Here is a 19646-nt window from a genome sequence, read left to right on the forward strand (position 1 = left end):
CCTTTCGATCCCGACGAGATCGACGAACGCGACGCAAAGCTCAGGATCGGCGCTATCGCCAAACGCCGCGCCGCCGACAAAGCCGCTCAGGCCAAAAAATCACGCTGACAAGGCGGCGTCCTCGCCACGCTTACCCAGAGGAAACTTTGGCGAGGTTAGAAGATGACGGTGGCCGGGAGCTGTTCGCGCGATAATCCAACTGCAGACCAAGTATGCATGCTTTCCGGAAATTTTGCTGGCCTGATTGTGCCGATGCTGGAATAGCAAAAAATATCAATGCTATGCTGCCCCAAATAGATAAATCGCCTGCTATCCGTTTCATTTCAACCTCCCCAGTCTAAAAACATTCCCGCTTTCTGCGCGCGCGAGATTTCCAACTTGTCCCGGCATCGGTGATAAGGGCGAAATGCATTTTGTGTTTTTTGCAGAGCTGCTTGCCGAATCTTTTGGTTGAGGCGGGCAGTTGCATTGTCCTTCGGCAGCGCGTTCATGAACGCGTTGGTCCAATTTTGGAATTGAGTCTTGCATTCACGGGCTATGCTACCATCAGCATCGCCTCCCCTGATGCCTGACCAATAGTCTTTGGCTGCCTCGTGCCAGAAGTCGGCTTCGGCACCGTTACCAAAAAGCACATTTGCGGGCCTCAATGTTTGCTGATCCAGATAATATATATCCTTTTCAAAAAGCGCATTGCCCAACTGTTCCTTCACGGCCTTTGAACATTTTGGATAGCATTGGGCAAAAGCAGTTCTTGCATCCCCGATCTTTCTCTCGAAAGCTGCCGCCTGCCCTCTGATTTGAGCCAGATTTCCCAATGCTTGTCCAGCTGAGCGCCCCATTCCCGCAAACAAATGTTCAGTGGGCGTCAAAAGAACGACTGATTGGGCTGAAACGGCGCCTGGCTTGCCAAGTCCAAGCAATAGGCCGACAACGACCAACAATTTTGGCAAGCTGAGCCAAGAAAAATTCTTAATTGCCATTTCGGTTCTCCTCTGCTGACTGGAAGGAACCGTAATATCCTGAATTCTGCGATTCAAATCACCATCAAAGTAAGGTTGAGAATCTTTGGCCAGCGATCAAAGCAAAGTGAGGGAGCAAAGCATGATCTTTCTCGCTTCAGTTAACTAGTAAAGAGTAGACTACTCGCTTTTCGTTCTCGTTCGAGACTTGGATGGCTAATTTGGTGGCCTTGTTTGTTACCATTCGGCAAATCGCGACTCCACGCCTTATAGAGTCACGACAGCGGCTCCCAGATACGGGGTCAGTCACTCGAAGTGTCATTTTGCCCGCAGTACTGGAAATCATAACAAGAGCAGACTGTTCACGCCGGAAAGCAATATGAAACACCGCATTTTGACGAGGTGGTAATGCGTGGAAGGATTCACTTGGCCCCGAAACCGATCCCCGTAAGGTGTCAACCTCCCCCTCAATGCCGGCACCCAGAATATTTTTGGGTGTAATTATCTCTGCAACATCAGAAGGACGAAAATCATCATTTCCAATGACCGGCTCTCGGACAACATGATTAATCCCTATCAACGACTCAATTTCGGACGAATTCTTACGATTTTCGGCGGAACCTGAGATCATAGCCGCGATCGACGAACGCCTCACTTCGTCGATCTTGACATTCGTATTATTGGTAGAACATCCAGCAAAAAATATGATTCCACACGCCAAAATACTCTTGGCCGCACGATCCGTTATTCGCATGGGAAAATCAAACTGACGGATAAGCCGGCACCTTCTTCCTTGAACGCTAGGCGAGCATTATGACGAAGCGCTATCGCTTGAACAAGGCGCAATCCCAATCCATGTTTCGTATCGGTCTTCTCGGTTCTGTTCCTAAGATCTGCAAATAATGTTGCTGGTGATCGTCCCCCTAAGCCGGGTCCTTCGTCGCTGATGCTGACAAGACAGTCTCTACCCTCCCGACAAACGCCAATAAGAACCTGCCCACCTTTTGGGCCGTATCTGATCGCGTTCGATACGAGATTTCCTATTGCCGTCCGCACCAGCCAGGGATCACCAAATATTTCGACCGGCATTAGATCCAAAACCAGCAGAGTTCTCGCTTGATCCGCTGTATCTTTAAAAAGATCACAGACTTCTTGAATTGCGGCGCTAATATCAAACACCGAAAAAGCATCATCTTGTTCTCTGCCAACCTCTATTTCGGCAAGTGACAATAAGCCGTGAAATGTTGCCGACATGTCGTCGAGGCGGTCCAGCAACTGTTCGGGCAGGCGTTTATCTTCGGAATGCTCAGCTAGGGCCTCTGCTTCAGTTATCGCTTGTTCTAGCGGCCTGACCAATTCATGGGCAATATTGGCTCCAAGCCGCCGAAGTGCCAAGTTTGAACTTTCAACCTTGGCAAGCAGCAGATTGATCCGGCGAACAATCAAGGCAAAATCAGATTCGGGTGGTTCCGTCAGCCGACGCCAAAACGCACCTGCCGTGGCTTCGTCGAGAGCGCTTGCGATTCCTGCCACGGTGGCACTAGTGCGGCGGTGGGTATGGCGCACCAGAAAAAAAGCCAAAGCGATGTTTAGAAGAACGGCTCCTACAACAATGGCGATCAGCGAATTTTGTATATTTTTCTTAGACTCAAGCTTTCGAGCGACAAGCATTTCAAAGTCGCCCCCGAATCGCTCGACAAATCCCACCGCCATAAGCTCTTGACCTTCAGGTGAGAAATCAAACAATTCAGCGATCGGTACACTGGAAGGCCAAGATACAAGATTTCCGGTTAAGATTGTTCCATCAGTTCGCCGGACCGAGTAAATCATATTATCATTTTTAGCGCGGTCGACAGACAGCCGCCGATCGATATCGTCAATTGGTGCGAGTGCACCCATGCTGGGCATTCGGCTCTTCAACTCATCTGATATTTGGCGAACGTTTCGAGCTGCTTCGTCATACTCCGACCGATCAACAGCACGATCGATCGCCAGACCTGAAAGAAGGATGGTTAGAATGAACATACCAGCTAAGGCTGGAATCACGGCATAAACCGGATCTTTTGACCATCGCAGCCATGAATATTTCATGATTGAATATTGAGACTATAACCGCGTCTTCTTATAGTTTTTACTTGTGGACCGTCTGGGACATTCTTCATCTCCTGCCGTAATCTGAAAATAGCTTGGTCGATAACGTCATTCTGTGGCTCAGCCCGCCATTCCGGCCATATCTGATGCCACAGAAGTTTACGAGACACGCAACCGCCGCGACCACGCGTAAGCAATTCCAAAATTGCGAAGCTCTGCGGAGAAAGTGTGTACGCCAGCCCGCGCCAACTTGCTGTCTCGCTATGCAATCGCAATTCCAGTCCCCCATATTGAAAAATTGCGCCTTTCGATCTGCCGTAACCATAGCGTCGCAAAATAGCGGCAACTGCGGCGGCCAATTCTGCATCCTCAAAGGGCTTTTCCAGATAGATATCAGCGCCCGCTGAAAAACCGCGCGTACGCTGCAGGCTGCTACCAATCGCGCTCAAGACTATCGTCGGCAGATTTAGTTCCTGACGGCGTAGTTCCGAAATTAGGGAGAGAGCATCTCCACTACCATCGTTAAGCATTCGGTCCAAAATCAGGAGATCATGGCCGCCATGCAATGCTGTGTTCAGACCATCTTCCCAAGTCCAGCAATGTCGAAGAAGCCAGCCTTCCGCTTGCGCTATCTTTTTGATCCTAGACGCAAAATATTCTTCATCTTCCACCAACAATAACGAGGCGGGCAAGGCCGTGGTCAACTCCCTCGATTCCAGATGATTCGTTTCGTCGCCCATACGGACCAACCATATCTACAAATATGAGTTTTGGCGACAGCCACCACGCAACCTCACTGCAATGGTGAGTTTTTTTGCCTGTCGCCTGATCCTAGCATCTGTTTATCCTGAGACTTTCGAGGGATCTGAAAATCGGGCACCACATCGGCTGTCCATTAAGAAAGGACAAAATATTTATGACCATAACTATTGATAAACGGCTCAAATATGCCGCAAAAATCCTCAAAGAAAATGGTTCGCAAAGCCAAATTTCTGCAGGATCGAGCCACAACACAAAGATGACATCTTGGGGCCCTCAAATGAAAAAATAAATTGTTGGCGGAGGGATGATCGGTCCCTCCGCAACCAGAGGAATTCCGCTATGGGACCCGTGAAACTTCTAATTCTACAGGGAACTACAAAGTGCAATCTCAACTGTAGTTACTGCTATATCAAGCAAAGTGCGCGCAAAACGGGTGCGACGATGAGTCTCGAGACCGTCGCGACGGTCTTTAATCGCCTTGTGGCTAGCGATCTTATCGGAAAGGAGCTTGAATGTATCTGGCATTCTGGCGAACCTCTTGTGCTGCCGGTCTCATATTATCGAGATGCAGTCGCGAGAATTGAACAGATTTTGGAAAATGCTGGTTCAAAGTGCCGTGTCCGGTTCGGCTTCCAAACCAATGCGACTTTGATCAACGATCAATGGACTGAATTTTGGAATGATCTAGCCAAGAGGGATCGGCTTCACCTTGGCGTAAGTTGCGATGGACCACCTTCATTTCATGACGAGTACCGGCGCAACTGGGGCGGTCGTGGATCACATGCGGCAACATTGCGAGGACTCAGGTTGATCAATCGTGCCGGAATCAGTTGTGATCTTATCGTGGTGCTCGGGAAACCCGCTTTGAAAGATCCCGATGGACTTTATGACTTTTTGCATGACCACAGAGCGCTTTTTGATCAAGTTCGCTTTAACTTGCCCGACGACTTCGACGTGCGAGGAACTCTTGATTCGGTAACTGCTACAAAACTTTATGGACCGTTTCTAAAAAGATGGATTGAGCGCATCGATATTGACGGATCGGAAGCGATAATTCCCAGAAACTTTACCGAATTCTATGCCCGTTTAAGGCGCTTCGGCAATGATATTCATCCCATTGGCATACGCGCTTTTGAAGCGATAAATGTCGATTCAAATGGAGATATTTCAACTTTTCACGCGGGCCTGACCGGAGATCAGCATGCCGACCTATATGGTGACCATAAAGGCCTAATTATCGGTAACATTGCAGAAGACAACTTTGATGCGATGAAAACATCATCAAAATTCAGCAACATTCAAAGAGATTTCGTTGCTGGCGAGAATGCCTGCCATCAAAGATGTGGTTTATATTCAGTTTGCCCTTCCGGATACGCGCTCGTCAAACACAGACGTTATGGTCGATTTGACGCAGATGAAACGCCAGAGTGCAGAGTCCAAGTTCAAACTCTAGCAGAGCATCTTCTGAGCGCTATCGAACAGGATTGAGCAGACTGACAGGCGGCATTCTACCCACATTCTCTTCATTTCGGATGAACGAAGCCTGCCGGAGCGCGAGCGCCAACAAAAGAAGTGTAGGGTTTGCCCAACCACCTGTAGGAAAAACACTACTACCCGAAACAAATAAATTGGAAACCCCGTGGACTTGTCCGTCGCTATTTGTCACCGAATTAGATTTTGACGATCCCATTCGCGTCGTCCCCATATGATGGCCGCACCATGGAGGTGAAAAAGCATGATCACACAGACTGGCCCATTTACCCGCAGCACGATTAACTGCGCCAGCGCATAATAGTGACTGTTCAAAAAACATGAGGCTGCGAGACATATATTCGCGATCGACAGGGCTTATTGCCCAACTAATGGAGAGCCTAGGTATCCCATCATCGTTCATTTTGTTGATTAAAGAGATACGGTTGGACGTTCGTGGACGCTGTTCGGCCATCAACCCGAGCGACATCGCCCCGTTCGCCGAGTGATAGAAAGGATGCAGGATGGCGTGGGGCAACTTTTCTTTTTCCCTCAAAGCTCTTGGTAATGCCAGAGCTAGTGCTTTCTCGCCGCAATCATTTTGGTTGATCCGCTTGTGAATCTTACCCATCCAAGATTCATTGGGAACCACAAGCCCTGTCACTTCCTGAACAATATGCTCCATGAAGCCGCGCCCTAACCAGGAAGAGAAACGTTTCCGGTTTTCTTGATCTGCTGAAAGCAAGATGCGCGCATTTTCAAGCCCGCCAGCTGCCAAAATAACTCGGCGGATTGGAAATTCATGTCGCTGTCCTTCCGAACACCGGATAGATGCGCCTACTACTTGCTTATCATCGCTAGAGAATATCAACTCCTGCAAGACCGTATTCAAGAAAATCGGTACTGATTTTGATGGCCGTTTGGGGGCTGAAGTCTGTACGAAACGCCAAAGGCGAGGTGAAAGACCGCAATCCTTAATCGCATTTGCAATGCCGCATGCTTTGGCAATTCCCTCTGCGTCTGCAGTTTCTGAGAGGCCCAGAGCCGCTTCTGCCTTTCTGCGCCAAGAAGATAATTCACTGTACCTGACGGGCCAAATATTACTGCCATCTGTCTTTTTGCAATCAATATCATCTTGTTCCGGCCAAGCGACATAACCTCCCCACAAAGCCACAGTTCCCCCAAAACCGCGGGCGCGATATTTTTCTCCGATTAGGGGTTCAGTACCCGCACATTTGTCCCATTTAGCAGGTTCTGCAAAGGCTGACCCGGCATCAACGACGATAAGTCCGTCGATATCGGCCAGTGCTTGAGCGATCGCCAATCCACAAAATCCAGCGCCAACGATAAGGGTTTTGGGTTCGCTGGGAGATTGGATTTGAAAACTTGTATTGTCTCTAATATACATAAATTGGCGATAAATGATCTTCTCATTATAGCGAAATCACGAATATAGTCAGGTTAAAGAATACAATATTCAACCCGCATGTCGGAAATCATAACCTCAGGAGCCCCCAAACTTTAGCAACTTCAGCTCATCGGTGGGGATAGTCGATCAAGGTGCTTCTAAAAAGCTCGGCTGGCGAGAGAATCTGGATCAAGCTGCTGGCCTTTTGATGAATTGATGTTGTCAGAAACCTTAAGACAGTTCGGTCCCTCACTGTGATCCAGCCACTTTTGGAGACAGTCGATCTCTTCGGGTTCAAGCTAGCCCACTTAGCTCGAACGGGGTCTGACCCGCTTTAGGAATTCCTAGACCTTTTTCTGTCGTGCGATGTGCAGCGGTTAGTCCGAAGGCGAGCTGCTTGCACTGACGCTTAGAATATTTCCTCATCACGATTTCTCCTACGAGATAAAGCATCGCGATACCCCGGTTAGGATAATATCCCTGGGCAATGGATAGGCGATGAGGAAGGTAAGCTTCTCGTAATCGGCTTCTCATAGAAGCGCGTTACATCACATAGGGTCGTGCGATACCTATAAGCTACCTAAGTAATCTCAGGTAGCATCGAAATTGTCGTTAAGTCATTGAAAGAAATGGAGTGGGCAAAGAGATTCGAACTCTCGTCCCCAACCTTGGCAACAGAATGTAAATACCTTCCGGAAACACTCATTCGGTTTTGTTTTCTCAGGCGTTATATTGGATAGCGCAGCGAAGAATTGTCATGTGGAATATCAACAGACGTTCAAGCGATAAGAGGATCGGTGGCGGGCCGACCTTTCCTCCCCCATTGGACCCACCGGCCCGTCATCACTCGCTTGAAGCTGGAGATCGCTGTCGATGCCGCCTAGGTCGGGACACCCATTATACGAAGCGAACTTGCCGCAGCCTATTAGCATGCGGGTGGACGATGCCTGCCGCTTTACCGGAATCAGCCGCAGCACGCTCTATCTGCTCATCGCCAGCGGTGAGATTGAGATCATCAAGCTTGGCGCATCCACGCTGGTTCTGACCGAAAGTCTTAGGCGTTTCATCAATAAAAAGCGGCGACGCGGCTCCTGACATATCAGGTTAAACAACCGGCATCATAGTTTAGAAAACTGTAGGAAAATCTGGACAAGATTGTGCGCTTCGCGCATAAGAATATCACACCGGTTTTGACCATAGGCGGATGCGTGTGGGAAGAGGTGTGGTAACGAAGATCTGGGTTTGATAACCTGCAAGTCATTACAAATACTTGCAAATGTTTTCTTAATCCCACCCTGTCCGCCACAATCCCTGACCTGAATGGCAATGCGAACCCCTTCCTGACAGTAACTCATTTTTGCACAAACTCCCGAAAACAAGGGTTAGGTGCCACGCAAAGTGCACGCCACGGTGCTGGCCGGTTGGACGAACAGACTAATTGGCAACCCAAAACCCAAACACGCCATGCTGGCATTAATAGCAGTATGGTAAACCGGCCTTCCCATTATGCCTTCAGGCTGAAGAAAGATGGGCGGAAATATGGCTGCGACAGGAAATTTCGACTATATCATTATCGGCGCGGGATCTGCTGGCTGTGTGCTGGCCAACCGTCTATCCGCTGATGCCCAAAACAAGGTGCTGCTGCTCGAGGCGGGAGCCGATGACGGCTACTGGTCGATCGCCGTCCCTGGGGCCTACGCATATACGCTCGACAATCCAAGCGTGCAGTGGCCCTATCATACGCAGGAAATCGAAGGTAGCGGTGGTCGCAGCTTTGCCTATCCGCGCGGCAAGGTGATAGGCGGCAGCGGTGCCCTCAATGGACTGCTCTATGTCCGGGGTCAGGCAAAAGATTATGATGATTGGGCTTCAGCGGGAAACCCGGGATGGAGTTGGTCGGAAGTCCTACCCTATTTCATGCGATCAGAGAGCCATGCGCGCGGGCCGGATCAATGGCATGGCACGACTGGGCCCCTGCATGTCGAGCATCTCGCCGACATGGAGGACAAGAATCCGCTCAGCGAGGCCTTTTTGAAGGCCGGTCAGCAAGCCGGGATGCCGCTCGCGGAAGACGTAAACCGCGGAGATCAGGATGGTATTTCCTATTTCCAGATCAACACCAATGATGGCACAAGATGCAACACCGCGCGGTCATTTCTAAAACAAGCCCGTCATCGGCCTAATCTCGTTGTTGCAACCAATGCTTCGGCCCAGAAGATCATACTGGACGGCAAAAATGCGCGCGGCGTCCAATACGTACAAGATGGGCAACGAAAGGATGCGCTGGCCAGCCGTGCTGTTGTCTTGTCAGCCGGTGCCATTGCCAGCCCTCAAATATTGGAGCTTTCCGGTATCGGTAATCCGGCGATATTGAAAGAAAATGGCGTGGAACCACGTCATGAATTGCCCGGCGTCGGGGAAAACCTGCAGGAACATTATATGGTGCCTTTTGTATGCCGTGCCAGCGAGCCTGTATCGATGAACGAGCAGGCAAGAGGCTTGCAGCTGATCAAGCAACTCCTGAAATATGGGCTGCGGCGCAAAGGGATATTGTCCAACAGCGGCTTCCATATTCAGGGCTATTTCAAGTCTCGGGAAGAGCTGGAGCGAAATGATATCCAGATCCATTTCTTTCCGTTCTCCGGCGAAACGGACCCCGAGAAGGCCAAGAAAAACAAGTTGCAGGATCAGCCCGGCTTTACGTTCATGTTCACCCAGATGCGGCCGGAAAGCCGTGGTCACACGCATATTCAAAGCAACAATCCAGATGACATTCCCGCGATAAATCCGGCCTTTCTAACCGAACCGGAAGACCGCAGGGTATATATCGACGCGGTCAAATATGGCCGCAAGATTTTATCGCAGCCCGCTATTTCGGCTCTAACCGCGGCGGAACTGGTACCCGGACCGGATGTGGAGAGCGATGAGGACATATCAAACTTTGTGAAATTTGCTGGGAACTCCATGTATCATGGTTGCGGAACCTGCAAAATGGGTTCGGATGACATGGCAGTTGTTGACAATCGGTTGAAGGTCCACGGTATAAATAATCTGTTCGTGGCAGACGCTTCGATCATGCCCCGGATCACATCTGGCAACACCAATGCACCAACCATCATGATTGCTGAAAAGGCAGCAGAAATGATCCTGAGCCGCAACTCTGTCTGAGACTCCGATTGCCGTGGTCCTATTCACATCGATCTGGTAGGTTGATGCTCAATCATGCCTGAATCGCCTCTTTACCCACTGATATTTACTGATCTCGACGGAACCTTGCTGGATCACAACAGCTATTCGGCGAAACCGGCTGATGTGTTGATCAGACGGATAATTGACCAGTCGATGGGGACCGTTATTCCCATAACAAGCAAAACGCGCGCAGAATTGCGGTCATTGCAAAATTCGATTGCAATTGGGGAGACGATTAGCGTCACCGAAAATGGATCCGTCATCTATGTACCTCCCGATTATCCGCTCGGCCAGACGAGTGACCCACAAGTCGTCCTCTTGGGAACCGGATATGCAGAAATTTTGGACAGGATAGCGGGTCTCCCCAAGACGTTGCGGCAGCATATCCGCGGTTTCGCCGATATGTCTGCAGCTGAAGTATCAGACGCCACAGGGCTTGGAACCGATGAGTCGATGTTGGCCAAGGAACGGGAAGCATCGGAACCTTTCCTCTGGTCGGGTTCGGACGAAGCATTGGAACAATTGCGGTCGGTGATGGCCGACGCCAATATCCGGATCCAGCGCGGCGGGCGCTTTTGTCATTTTACTGGCCACGCGACCAAGGAACAGGCGATGGCGCTGATAAAAACGTCTTTCATCGAACAGAAGACCGACTACGAAGTCGTCTCCATCGCACTCGGCGACGGGCCCAATGATCTGGGAATGATCGAAGCCGCGGATTTCGGGACGATCATGCCCAATCCCGCCGGTATCACCATTCGATCCAGCAAGCTACATGTCCGCACCGCACCTGCCCCCGGTCCTGAGGGATGGGTTATGGCGATCTCGGAAATTTTTGCGGAATTGGGTATTATACTTTCGGAAAGCTGATTAGGCAGTAATCTCGGTAACTGCAGGGGAAACTATGGCGGACTTTCATCAAAATGGCATCATATCGACACTCCACAATTTAACCGACCGCAGCACGGAATCGCTGGAGGCCGATCTGATGAAGTTTCGTTCGGCAAATCCGATGGCCCTCGTGTTACCTAGCCTGTTTTCAGAGCTCGAAGGCCCCGCTCTGGAACATATTGTCGATCAGCTGTGCGAAGTCCCCTATCTCGATGACATCATTATCGGGCTCGATCGCGCGGACCGAGACCAGTTCAAATTTGCCAAGGAATATTTTGCCCGCCTGCCACAACGGCACCATATTCTGTGGAATAGCGGTCCACGGCTGACGGCGCTCGATAACGAATTGAAAGAACGTGGCCTGTCGCCAGCACAGCCGGGCAAAGGCCGAAACGTATGGTTCTGTTTCGGCTATTTTCTGTCGGCCACCAACGCCCAGGTAGTCGGACTGCACGACTGCGATATCCTCACCTATGATCGGTCATTGCTTGCCCGGCTGATGTATCCCGTGGCCAATCCGTCTTTTCCCTACGTATTTTCCAAGGGCTATTATGCGAGAAACACCGAAGAGAAATTCAATGGACGAGTTGTGCGTCTGCTTATCGGACCGTTGCTGGCAGCCCTGAAAAAGGTGTGCGAGCCGAATGATTATATAATCTATCTGAACAGCTTTCGCTATGCGCTGGCCGGCGAGTTCGCGATGGGACGACAGGTCGTCAAGAATCTTCGAATACCATCGGACTGGGGTCTGGAAGTAGGGGTTTTATCGGAGGTGTGGCGCAATCATACCACGCAAGCGATATGTCAGGTCGAGATTGCCGACAATTATGATCACAAGCATCAATCCGTCTCACACGACAATCCGGAAACGGGCCTGTCGAAGATGAGCATCGATATTACTAAATCTATCTTTCGGAAGCTTGCGACCGACGGACAGATTTTTTCCCATGGTACCTTTCGAACGCTCAAGGCCACTTACTTCCGGATCGCGCTCGACCGGATAGAGACCTATTATAATGATGCAGTCATGAACGGCCTGACGCTTGATCGGCATCAAGAAGAAACAACAGTCGAACTCTTTGCCCAAAATATCATGGCGGCCGGTGAAGTTTTTCTGGAATCACCCAACGAGACGCCCTTCATGGCCAACTGGACCCGAATTCACAGCGCCATTCCCGATTTCACGGACCGGTTCAAGGAAGCCGTCCGGCTGGATAACGAAGACTAAACCGGGTTCGGGGACGTGTTACTGATCCAGACCGATTGGTAAGGAGACAAAGTCAACTCGCCCTCGATATCCGCTATGCTATCAGCAGAAATCAAGTCCCACCATCCATGCCCCGCAATCAGATTGATGTCAGCCAGCGACAGAGTCTTTTCTTCCTTTGTCACGTTGGTGATCGCAAAAATGCTCTGTCTTCGTTCGTGGCTTTGCCGCCAGATACCAAATAGGCCCTCAGGCAGCGCCAGCGTAAACTGTACGGCGTTTGGGTGAAAGGCTGGCTGTGTCTTGCGGATTTCCACGAGCGATAAAACTCGACCGAACACCTGGGCTTCTATCGTGGTGGGGTCTGCCAACTTGCCGTCGATCTCGTCATAATTGAGTTGCCGTCGATTAATCGACCGGTTGTGTCCCGTCGTGTTCACTTCCTCATATCCATTTGGCGTCGCTAGCAGGCTATGAATATAGAGGGCGGGAATCCCCTCCAGTGCGAGCATGATTGCCATTGCCGCCATAAACCGGTCCACCTGATGCTCGTCGGGGCCATCCAATGTCCCCTGCATCGCTTCAAAGTAGGAAATATTCATCTCATACGGTTTCTCCGTACCACCCGGGCCCCGCCGCATCGAGACCCTTCCACCAAAGCTTTGTATGGCCGCGAGCATCTGGTCAACTTCGCCCTGCGGCAATGCTCCTTCAGTCGGACGCAACCCAATTCCGTCATGGCTGGCGGTGAAATTAAGGTAGGTACACCCGGTCAAGGCCGGCGGATTGCTTCTTGTCAGGCGTTTGAGATAAAGAGCGTTCCCGGTCAGCAGAGCGTGGGTAAGCAATGGCGGGAGCGAGAAATTATAGATAACATGCGCTTCATTCTCGTTGCCGAAATAGGTCAAATTCTCGTGGTTGGGGATATTGGTTTCCGTAATGATGATCAGCGTCTCGGCATCGTGATCCATCAACGTTCTCAACAGCCTTACGATTTCATGGGTTTCATCCAGATTTATCGACGATGTGCCGATCTTCTTCCACAGAAAAGCAACCGCATCGAGCCTGAATATCCGCACACCATGATCGATATAGGCCCGGATAATCTTGATGAATTCGGCCAAAACTTCCGGATTCCGGAAGTCAAAATCGAGTTGATCCGTGCTAAACGTACTCCAGACGTAGCGGTCCCCGACCGAAGTCCGAAACGGTGTCAGCAAAGGATGTGCGCGGGGACGTACCACTTGCCCGAGATCGGCAGCCGGATCGGCGGTATAATAATAGTCTTTGCCCGGTGCCTCGTTGGACAGGAACTGCTGAAACCAGGCCGATTGGCTCGATCCGTGATTGATGACAAGATCGGCCATCAAGCGGTAATCGGATGCGATCGCTTCGATATCCGACCAGTCGCCGAGATCTTCATCAACCGAAAGATAGTCAATCACCCCAAATCCGTCGTCGCAGCTATAAGGGAAAAATGGCAGGATGTGGACCGCGCCAATTGTTTCGCCGATATATTTCTTTAAAAACCGGTGCAGCGTCCGCAGAGGCCGCTCGCCATCCGAGCGAAACGTACCGCCATATGTAATGATTGCAACGTCGCTCTCATCCCACAAATGCTTTTCGGCGATTTTCCTGCGATCGATAAGCTGGCTTTTGTCCGGCCAGAACAGGTCGAAAATGCGATCTGCCAAAACTGAGCAATCATGGTCTTGATACACCACAGTCAGATGGGCCGCCAGGCGCTGAAGCAAGTGATCTATAGTAGCGCGATCATTCATTTTTTCGGGTCACTCCGGTAAGCGGGCGGAAAAGCTGCTTGACCCAGCAGGGACAATCGGGCCTTTATTGTGCAGTGCATAAAACAGTAAATCCTGATTCCACAAAAGCTTTTTTGAAAAAGCTATACGAAACTGCACTGGCTCCAGCGTTACCAGCCAATGCAATGAAAGATCTGACTTGGCCGTCTGTGTCCGGCAGAACCTACCTGCTATCGGTCGGTAAAGCTGCGACGCAAATGGCAGAAGCGATTTATGACCGGCTTCCCGATGAAGCGGAAGGCCTGATTGTTACGCGGCAGGGCTATGTCCATTCCGGCTTCGCACCAGCCGACATCCCGATCATAGAGGCCTCGCATCCAGTACCAGATGCTGCGGGTGCGAAAGCGGCTCAAGCCATCTTGTCAGCAGTCGACGAGCTTTCGGAGAATGATTTGCTCCTTGTCCTGATGTCAGGCGGTGCGAGCGCCCTGCTCCCTGCTCCGGCCGAGTCCTTATCTCTCTCAGAAAAGCAGGCGGTGACGCGCGCCTTGCTGCATAGTGGTGCGCCGATCAGCGAGATGAATATCGTCCGCAAGCATCTCTCTGCCATCAAGGGCGGGCATCTAGCGGCGAGAGCCTGGCCAGCCACAACGCATATGATTGCAATTTCCGATATACCGGGTGACGATATTGCCATGATAGGATCTGGCCCTACATTGGCCGACAGCTCAACCTGCTGTGACACATTGGCGATCGCCAGGAAACACAAGATATCCTTGCCGCCCAGCGTCGAGGCTCAGCTAGAAAATGGCACGCTTGAAACGCCAAAACCCGACGACCTCCGTATGCAGCGCTCAACCGCGACACTTTGTGCCACCCCCGCCGACATGTGTGCGGCCGCCGCGAAAGCCGCCGATGCGCATGGCTATGAAATATTGATGCTAGGTGACGCGCTTGAAGGCGATGCCTTACAAATCGGACGGGATCACGCCTTGCAAGCGCTCTCGCTCAAGGCGCAGGGCCGGAAAGTGGCATTGATTTCTGGCGGAGAGGCAACCGTAATGGTGCGCAATCCGGATGGTCGGGGTGGACGATGCAGCGCCTATCTCCTGGCCTGTGCGCTGGCCCTGAAAGGAGAACCTGATATTTGCGGTTTTGCTGCAGATAGCGACGGGATCGATGGATCTGAAGATAATGCTGGCGCTTTTCTCTGGCCTGATATTCTGGAAGCGATGGGTGGTCCTGACTATGCCGCCGAGATGCTGAACCGGGACGATAGCTATCTGGCATTCGAGAAGGCAAATGGCCTGTTGATAACTGGTCCATCCGGAACCAACGTCAATGATCTGAGAATGTTACTCATCAACTGAGATTGTTTTGGGGGCCTCGGCATGAGACGGAATGGCAGAGCGTCTTGCAGACCTGTTGAGAACGACCGCCTACCCGACTGCCAGCGAATGCCAATCAGGCGGACAATCTGCTGTCGTCAACTTCGCGATCAAGCCAGTCGGCTTCGAACTGTTCTGACGTAAGCGGCTTTGAGATATGCCAGCCTTGACCATAATCGCAGCCGTAGCGGGTCAGCAATTCCAAACAGGGTTGGTCTTCAATTCCTTCGGCGACAATCTTGTACCCGAGTGCATGAGCCATTTTAATGGTCGATAGAACCATCACCCGGTTGGCGGAATTGGTGATCATTGTTTTTACAAAGCTTTGATCGAGTTTAACTTCGTCCACCGGAAGGCGCTGCAAATAACTCATCGTGGAATGGCCGGTACCATAGTCATCTATGGATACTCTGATGCCTGCGCTTTGAATCAATTTCAGCGCAAGCGCTGATTTTTCAGGGTTCTTCAGGGTTGCAGTTTCTGTGACTTCGAAAACGATCTGCCCATTGTCGACACTCGAATTTTCAACCATGCCAATGGCTTTATTGACGAAATCTCTGTCTCCCAAAAGTTTGGCTGAAATGTTGACAGAGCAACTTAAGCCTGGTCGCAGCTTTTCCCAATTGGTCAGGTCATCAAGCGTCTTTTGCAGGACGTAACATGTCAGGCCATCAATCCGACCAGCTTTCTCGAGCAACGGGATAAACAGTTCCGGGCTGATGAAACCACGCTCTTGATGCCGCCACCGAACGAGCGCTTCTGCACCTCCGAGCATGTTGGCAGACAGGTCCCATTTCGGCTGGTACACAACATCGAGTTCTCCACCTTTAATGGCCTGATCCAACTCGATCAGGAGATTGTGTTTTTGTCCGACAGCATCATCGAATTCGGAATCGTGCCAAGCCCATTTTTTCCCGGACAACAGCGCATGTTCAGAAGCAATTTTTGATTGATCAAGAGACTCACTGCTAATGCCGAAATTGGTCTCGATCTTGATTTTCGTTTGGTGCGCCATGATCGGAGCCTGCAGCAGCGCAGAAGCGGCGTCGAAATGTCCCCGAATATCGAGCGTATATTCAGTTTTAACAATCCAGGCGACCATATCCGGATCGACATGATAAACACGTTCATCCTGAGCCAGGTAGCTTAGCCGATCAGCAAGTTTTTGGAAAAAGTCTTTGCGCGAAGCAGTATTCGTCAGAACCAGCAATTCTCGAAAATCCGCGAGACGGGCGGTAGCAATATAGCCAAATTCCTTTGTGGCCAATATTTTCTGCAACGCCGCCTCATTCGGCAGGTCACTGATTTCGTTCACATATTGACTGTTTTTCAACGCGGTCGTTGTGGTCAAAAATTTTTGGGACAACATATAGACGCCGAGGAAGAAAAGAGCGGGCACATTTGAAAATGTGAACCAGTTTAGATATTCGACGACAAGCAGTAGAAAAACCAACGCGATGATCATCGCAAAAGCGATCCCGAGCAAACGGCGTGAGGACAGTTTTTTAGTGGCCACACATAGAAAGATGATGCTCGCTGCGAGCGCGAATGCCGGAAATTTTCCAAGATCATGTAAATTCGTTCCCTGGATGAGCGTTTCGCTAGCCATCGCTTGGATAACGACGCCAGGAATCATGCCAAAGCGGCCTGTCGAATAGCGATCACCCAACTCTATCGCTGTGGCACCAATCAATATTTTCTTGCCGAATAGCTGAGCAGGCAAATCATTGGAATTAATGAGGTCGACAAAGCTTAGTCGCGGAATTGTATCTGGATCGATCGACTGATCGATCGCGAAACTCTGATCAATATCGCCAGAGACTTCCGCAATCATGCTAGCCATCGACGGTCTTGGAGTAGCATCTGTCGCCAAGCCATAGCTATAGCGGTTCAGCTGTCCGCGACTGTCAGGATGCACATTGACAGAAGCCGAAAACGCATTCTTTCTCAGTACCGGGATCGGAAGACTTTCCACATAGTCGGAGCGCAAAGTTGATGCAGGCTGGCGAAAGGTTGCTAGAATAATCGTGGCATCCGAGTTTTCGATTGCATCGGCCAGTCGTTGATCCTGTTGTGGTGTCGATTGGGACGAGAAATCGATGTCAAACGCGATTAGCGCCGCCCCCGCCGCGTTGAGCTTTTCTATTGCGACTGCGTAATACTCACGGGAGAAAGGCCAGTTGCTTGTCTTCTGCAGTGATTCAGCGTCAATCTCGACAAGGACGACATCGCCCGATGCAGGCTTTTCAACAATATTGGCGCGTACATTACTAAGGCGCTGCTCCACGTCGTTACCGAAGTCGGCAATAACTAAGCCAACACCGGCAAACAGAGCCAATAGCCAGGGTAAAAACGTCAGCCGAAACGCCGTGACCCTGATAGAGGAAAAAACAGTAGCCAATAATATCTCCGCTCGTCACCTAACGGCCGCGTTTAATGAACACCTGTCTATTTTGGGTTAATGCAGAGAATAGTCTGTTTGGCGAACTGGACCAAGAAAACCGCAGACAATCGCGGAACTCTCATTTAGCTTTGCCGTTGCCACCCGGGTTACCGTTACCATTACCACCGGGATTGCCGTTACCATTCCCACCGGGATTGCCGTTACCATTACCGCCGGGATTGCCGTTGCCATTGCCACCCGGATTGCCGTTACCATTGCCACCGGGATTGCCGTTACCATTGCCACCGGGATTGCCGTTACCATTGCCACCGGGATTGCCGTTACCATTCCCACCGGGATTGCCGTTACCATTGCCACCGGGATTGCCGTTACCATTCCCACCGGAATTGCCGTTACCATTCCCGCCGGGATTGCCGTTACCATTGCCACCGGGATTGCCGTTACCATTCCCACCGGGATTGCCGTTGCCATTCCCTCCGGGGTTGCCGTTACCATTACCGCCGGGATTGCCATTACCATTACCACCGGGATTTCCGTTGCCGTTCCCGCCGGGGTTGCCGTTGCCATTTCCAGCCCCATTCCCAGAATTGTCGGATTGGCTGCCAAATGGATTGCCATTTCCATTACCCACAGCACCCGGATTCCCGTTGTTCACTCCATTGTTGGCGTTGGCAAACGCCGGCGCTGCTGGATTTACTGCTGCCACTTTAGTTGACATATTCGATGGTGCGCCGCTGCTGACCAACCCGCCCGTCAACTGGCTAAGCGAGACAGGGGCCTCCAGCACCGGAGCGCTAATGGTTCCTTCAAACGAACCATTGGCGATTTCAACCAAAGTTGCCTCATCCATGGGCTCCGGCGTGTCCGAACTCCCTGCTGGCGCATTTGGGGAATCAATCGTACGTGCGTGCGAACCAGTTATGTTGAGGCGAAATTGCTGATCGCGATTGACGATCCCAATCATGCCCGGCGACAGCAACTGTGTCGCTCCGCCATCTAGGGTCGATACCTGGACCGCACCCTCCGTTACCTGTACTGCAGTACCGGATTCAGAAACGGTCACGCTGAAGGTCGTGCCCTTAACGACAGCTGCGAGATAAGGAGTTGCTACGCCAAAATGCGGCGTTGCCTTTTTGTCGATGCGGAAAAGGACGTTGCCAATCTCTTCGAAAAATTGAACAATTCCACCACTTTGCTTCGGCGCGCTGATTCTCAGGCGACTGTTCGGCGAAACCACAACAAACTCCTGACCACGCACCAGTACGGCCCGACTCTTTTCGCCGGTTGCGATCACATCGCCGATTTTGAGACTGCCACCCATCATGGCAATCTTTGAAACGCCAGCCCGCAATATATTTACGGTGCCGGTACGCTCAGTCAACTTCCATTGCGGCGTTTCGGCATGAGCGACCCCGGCCGTCAAAAGCGCAGCGATTGCTAGAACTTTTTTCATATCTTTAATCATCACTTTACGTTGAGACCGGAAAATACCGGGGTTCATATAGTTCTTCATAGGGCATTTTAGGCATATATCGTCGGCAAAGCGTTTAAAAACGCCCTAAATATTCCGTAAACTACCCGCCTGCTAAGGAATTCCTAATAATTGTTTCATAATATAGAATGGTTTAGTATTCAGGAGTTCTTTGTGCAAAAGCGATTAAAAATCGTGACCTGGGCCATGATAGGTGGTTGTTCATCACCTACTATTGCCCAGCCGGCCGGCAATCCGTTTGAAAGCGTAACCAGCCAGGGCGAATGGACGGTCGGCCTACCGTCGGCCGCCGAAATCGCAGCACCAGACGTCGTTCCAGATCCGCAGGTTCCTGGCACCAGCGCAGCGCCCACAATTACAATTGGCGCGATCAGTCTGAGCTCCCAGTCTCAAATTCCGGCGGAATCCATCGCCACCAGTTACGAGAAATTCATCGGTCAGGAAGCCAGTCCGGATTTGCTAAAGGATCTGGCGAGTGCAGTGTCAGCGGCAGCCCGGAACAATGGTTATATCTTTGCAAGCGCGCAAATTCCGTCTCAATCGGTAAAGATCGGTGTAGTCGAAGTTCTGCTGGATCCTGGTGCCATCGACGAAGTTCGGATCATCGGGTCGCAGAATAGGCGGC

General features: G+C 51.0%; 13 protein-coding genes and 1 pseudogene. 7 read left to right on the plus strand and 7 right to left on the minus strand.

The annotated features are described in order from the left end of the window. Positions 1–323: 323 nt before the first annotated feature. The 3 genes from ACN0WW_RS09165 to ACN0WW_RS09175 all read right to left on the minus strand — a co-directional run bounded on the left by ACN0WW_RS09165 (position 324) and on the right by ACN0WW_RS09175 (position 3790). The gene (locus ACN0WW_RS09165; protein ID WP_417611677.1) at positions 324–980 is read right to left on the minus strand and encodes a hypothetical protein; all 657 of its coding nucleotides are present in this window, start codon (positions 978–980) and stop codon (positions 324–326) included. Between the two features lie 723 nt (positions 981–1703). Then, positions 1704–3050 (minus strand): sensor histidine kinase, encoded by a 1347-nt coding sequence (locus tag ACN0WW_RS09170; protein WP_417611679.1) that lies wholly within the window; start codon positions 3048–3050, stop codon positions 1704–1706. After that, positions 3047–3790, minus strand: a complete 744-nt coding sequence (locus tag ACN0WW_RS09175) for a response regulator transcription factor (RefSeq protein WP_417611681.1) — start codon at positions 3788–3790, stop codon at positions 3047–3049. Before ACN0WW_RS09175 ends, ACN0WW_RS09170 begins: the two co-directional genes overlap by 4 nt. 361 nt (positions 3791–4151) lie before the next feature. Here ACN0WW_RS09175 and ACN0WW_RS09180 point away from each other — a divergent pair, with 361 nt between their 5' ends. Continuing rightward, positions 4152–5300: a radical SAM protein gene (locus ACN0WW_RS09180; protein WP_417611683.1), complete on the plus strand. Its 1149-nt coding sequence runs from the start codon at positions 4152–4154 to the stop codon at positions 5298–5300. On the opposite strand, the gene ACN0WW_RS09185 is transcribed toward ACN0WW_RS09180, so the two are convergent. Beyond that, positions 5284–6690 carry a GMC oxidoreductase gene (locus ACN0WW_RS09185; RefSeq protein WP_417611685.1) on the minus strand — a complete coding sequence of 469 codons (1407 nt, stop codon included), beginning with the start codon at positions 6688–6690 and terminating at the stop codon, positions 5284–5286. The genes ACN0WW_RS09180 and ACN0WW_RS09185 overlap by 17 nt on opposite strands. Positions 6691–7602: 912 nt before the next feature. Between ACN0WW_RS09185 and ACN0WW_RS09190 the strand changes: the two genes are divergently transcribed. From ACN0WW_RS09190 to ACN0WW_RS09205, 4 genes are all read left to right on the plus strand, one after another. Then, positions 7603–7785, plus strand: coding sequence for a helix-turn-helix domain-containing protein (locus ACN0WW_RS09190; protein ID WP_417611687.1), 183 nt, complete (start codon positions 7603–7605; stop codon positions 7783–7785). Between the two features lie 444 nt (positions 7786–8229). Continuing rightward, positions 8230–9858 (plus strand): GMC family oxidoreductase, encoded by a 1629-nt coding sequence (locus ACN0WW_RS09195; RefSeq protein ID WP_417611689.1) that lies wholly within the window; start codon positions 8230–8232, stop codon positions 9856–9858. A 54-nt stretch (positions 9859–9912) separates the two neighbouring features. After that, entirely contained in the window at positions 9913–10749 is an 837-nt protein-coding gene (locus tag ACN0WW_RS09200) for an HAD-IIB family hydrolase (protein ID WP_417611691.1), read from the plus strand. A 34-nt stretch (positions 10750–10783) separates the two neighbouring features. After that, the gene (locus ACN0WW_RS09205) at positions 10784–11998 is read left to right on the plus strand and encodes a glucosyl-3-phosphoglycerate synthase (protein ID WP_417611693.1); all 1215 of its coding nucleotides are present in this window, start codon (positions 10784–10786) and stop codon (positions 11996–11998) included. Here ACN0WW_RS09205 and ACN0WW_RS09210 read toward each other — a convergent pair. Beyond that, positions 11995–13671 carry a sugar phosphorylase gene (locus ACN0WW_RS09210; protein WP_417611695.1) on the minus strand — a complete coding sequence of 559 codons (1677 nt, stop codon included), beginning with the start codon at positions 13669–13671 and terminating at the stop codon, positions 11995–11997. The two genes, ACN0WW_RS09205 and ACN0WW_RS09210, sit on opposite strands and share 4 nt — an antisense overlap. A 161-nt stretch (positions 13672–13832) precedes the next feature. Between ACN0WW_RS09210 and ACN0WW_RS09215 the strand changes: the two genes are divergently transcribed. Then, a complete protein-coding gene (locus tag ACN0WW_RS09215) occupies positions 13833–15107 on the plus strand; it encodes a glycerate kinase type-2 family protein (protein WP_417611697.1) in 1275 nt (424 codons plus the stop codon). A gap of 94 nt (positions 15108–15201) precedes the next feature. Here the strand turns inward: ACN0WW_RS09215 and ACN0WW_RS09220 are convergent, their stop codons facing one another. Both ACN0WW_RS09220 and ACN0WW_RS09225 read right to left on the minus strand, forming a co-directional pair. Beyond that, a complete protein-coding gene (locus ACN0WW_RS09220) occupies positions 15202–17526 on the minus strand; it encodes an EAL domain-containing protein (RefSeq protein WP_417611699.1) in 2325 nt (774 codons plus the stop codon). A gap of 121 nt (positions 17527–17647) precedes the next feature. After that, positions 17648–19030, minus strand: a complete 1383-nt coding sequence (locus ACN0WW_RS09225; RefSeq protein ID WP_417611701.1) for a FecR domain-containing protein — start codon at positions 19028–19030, stop codon at positions 17648–17650. Between the two features lie 177 nt (positions 19031–19207). Here ACN0WW_RS09225 and ACN0WW_RS09230 point away from each other — a divergent pair. Next, positions 19208–19582 (plus strand): annotated as a pseudogene (locus tag ACN0WW_RS09230) (POTRA domain-containing protein); the annotation flags it as partial. Positions 19583–19646 lie beyond the last annotated feature (64 nt).

Source organism: Parasphingorhabdus sp. (assembly GCF_048269865.1).
Classification (GTDB): Bacteria; Pseudomonadota; Alphaproteobacteria; order Sphingomonadales; family Sphingomonadaceae; genus Parasphingorhabdus.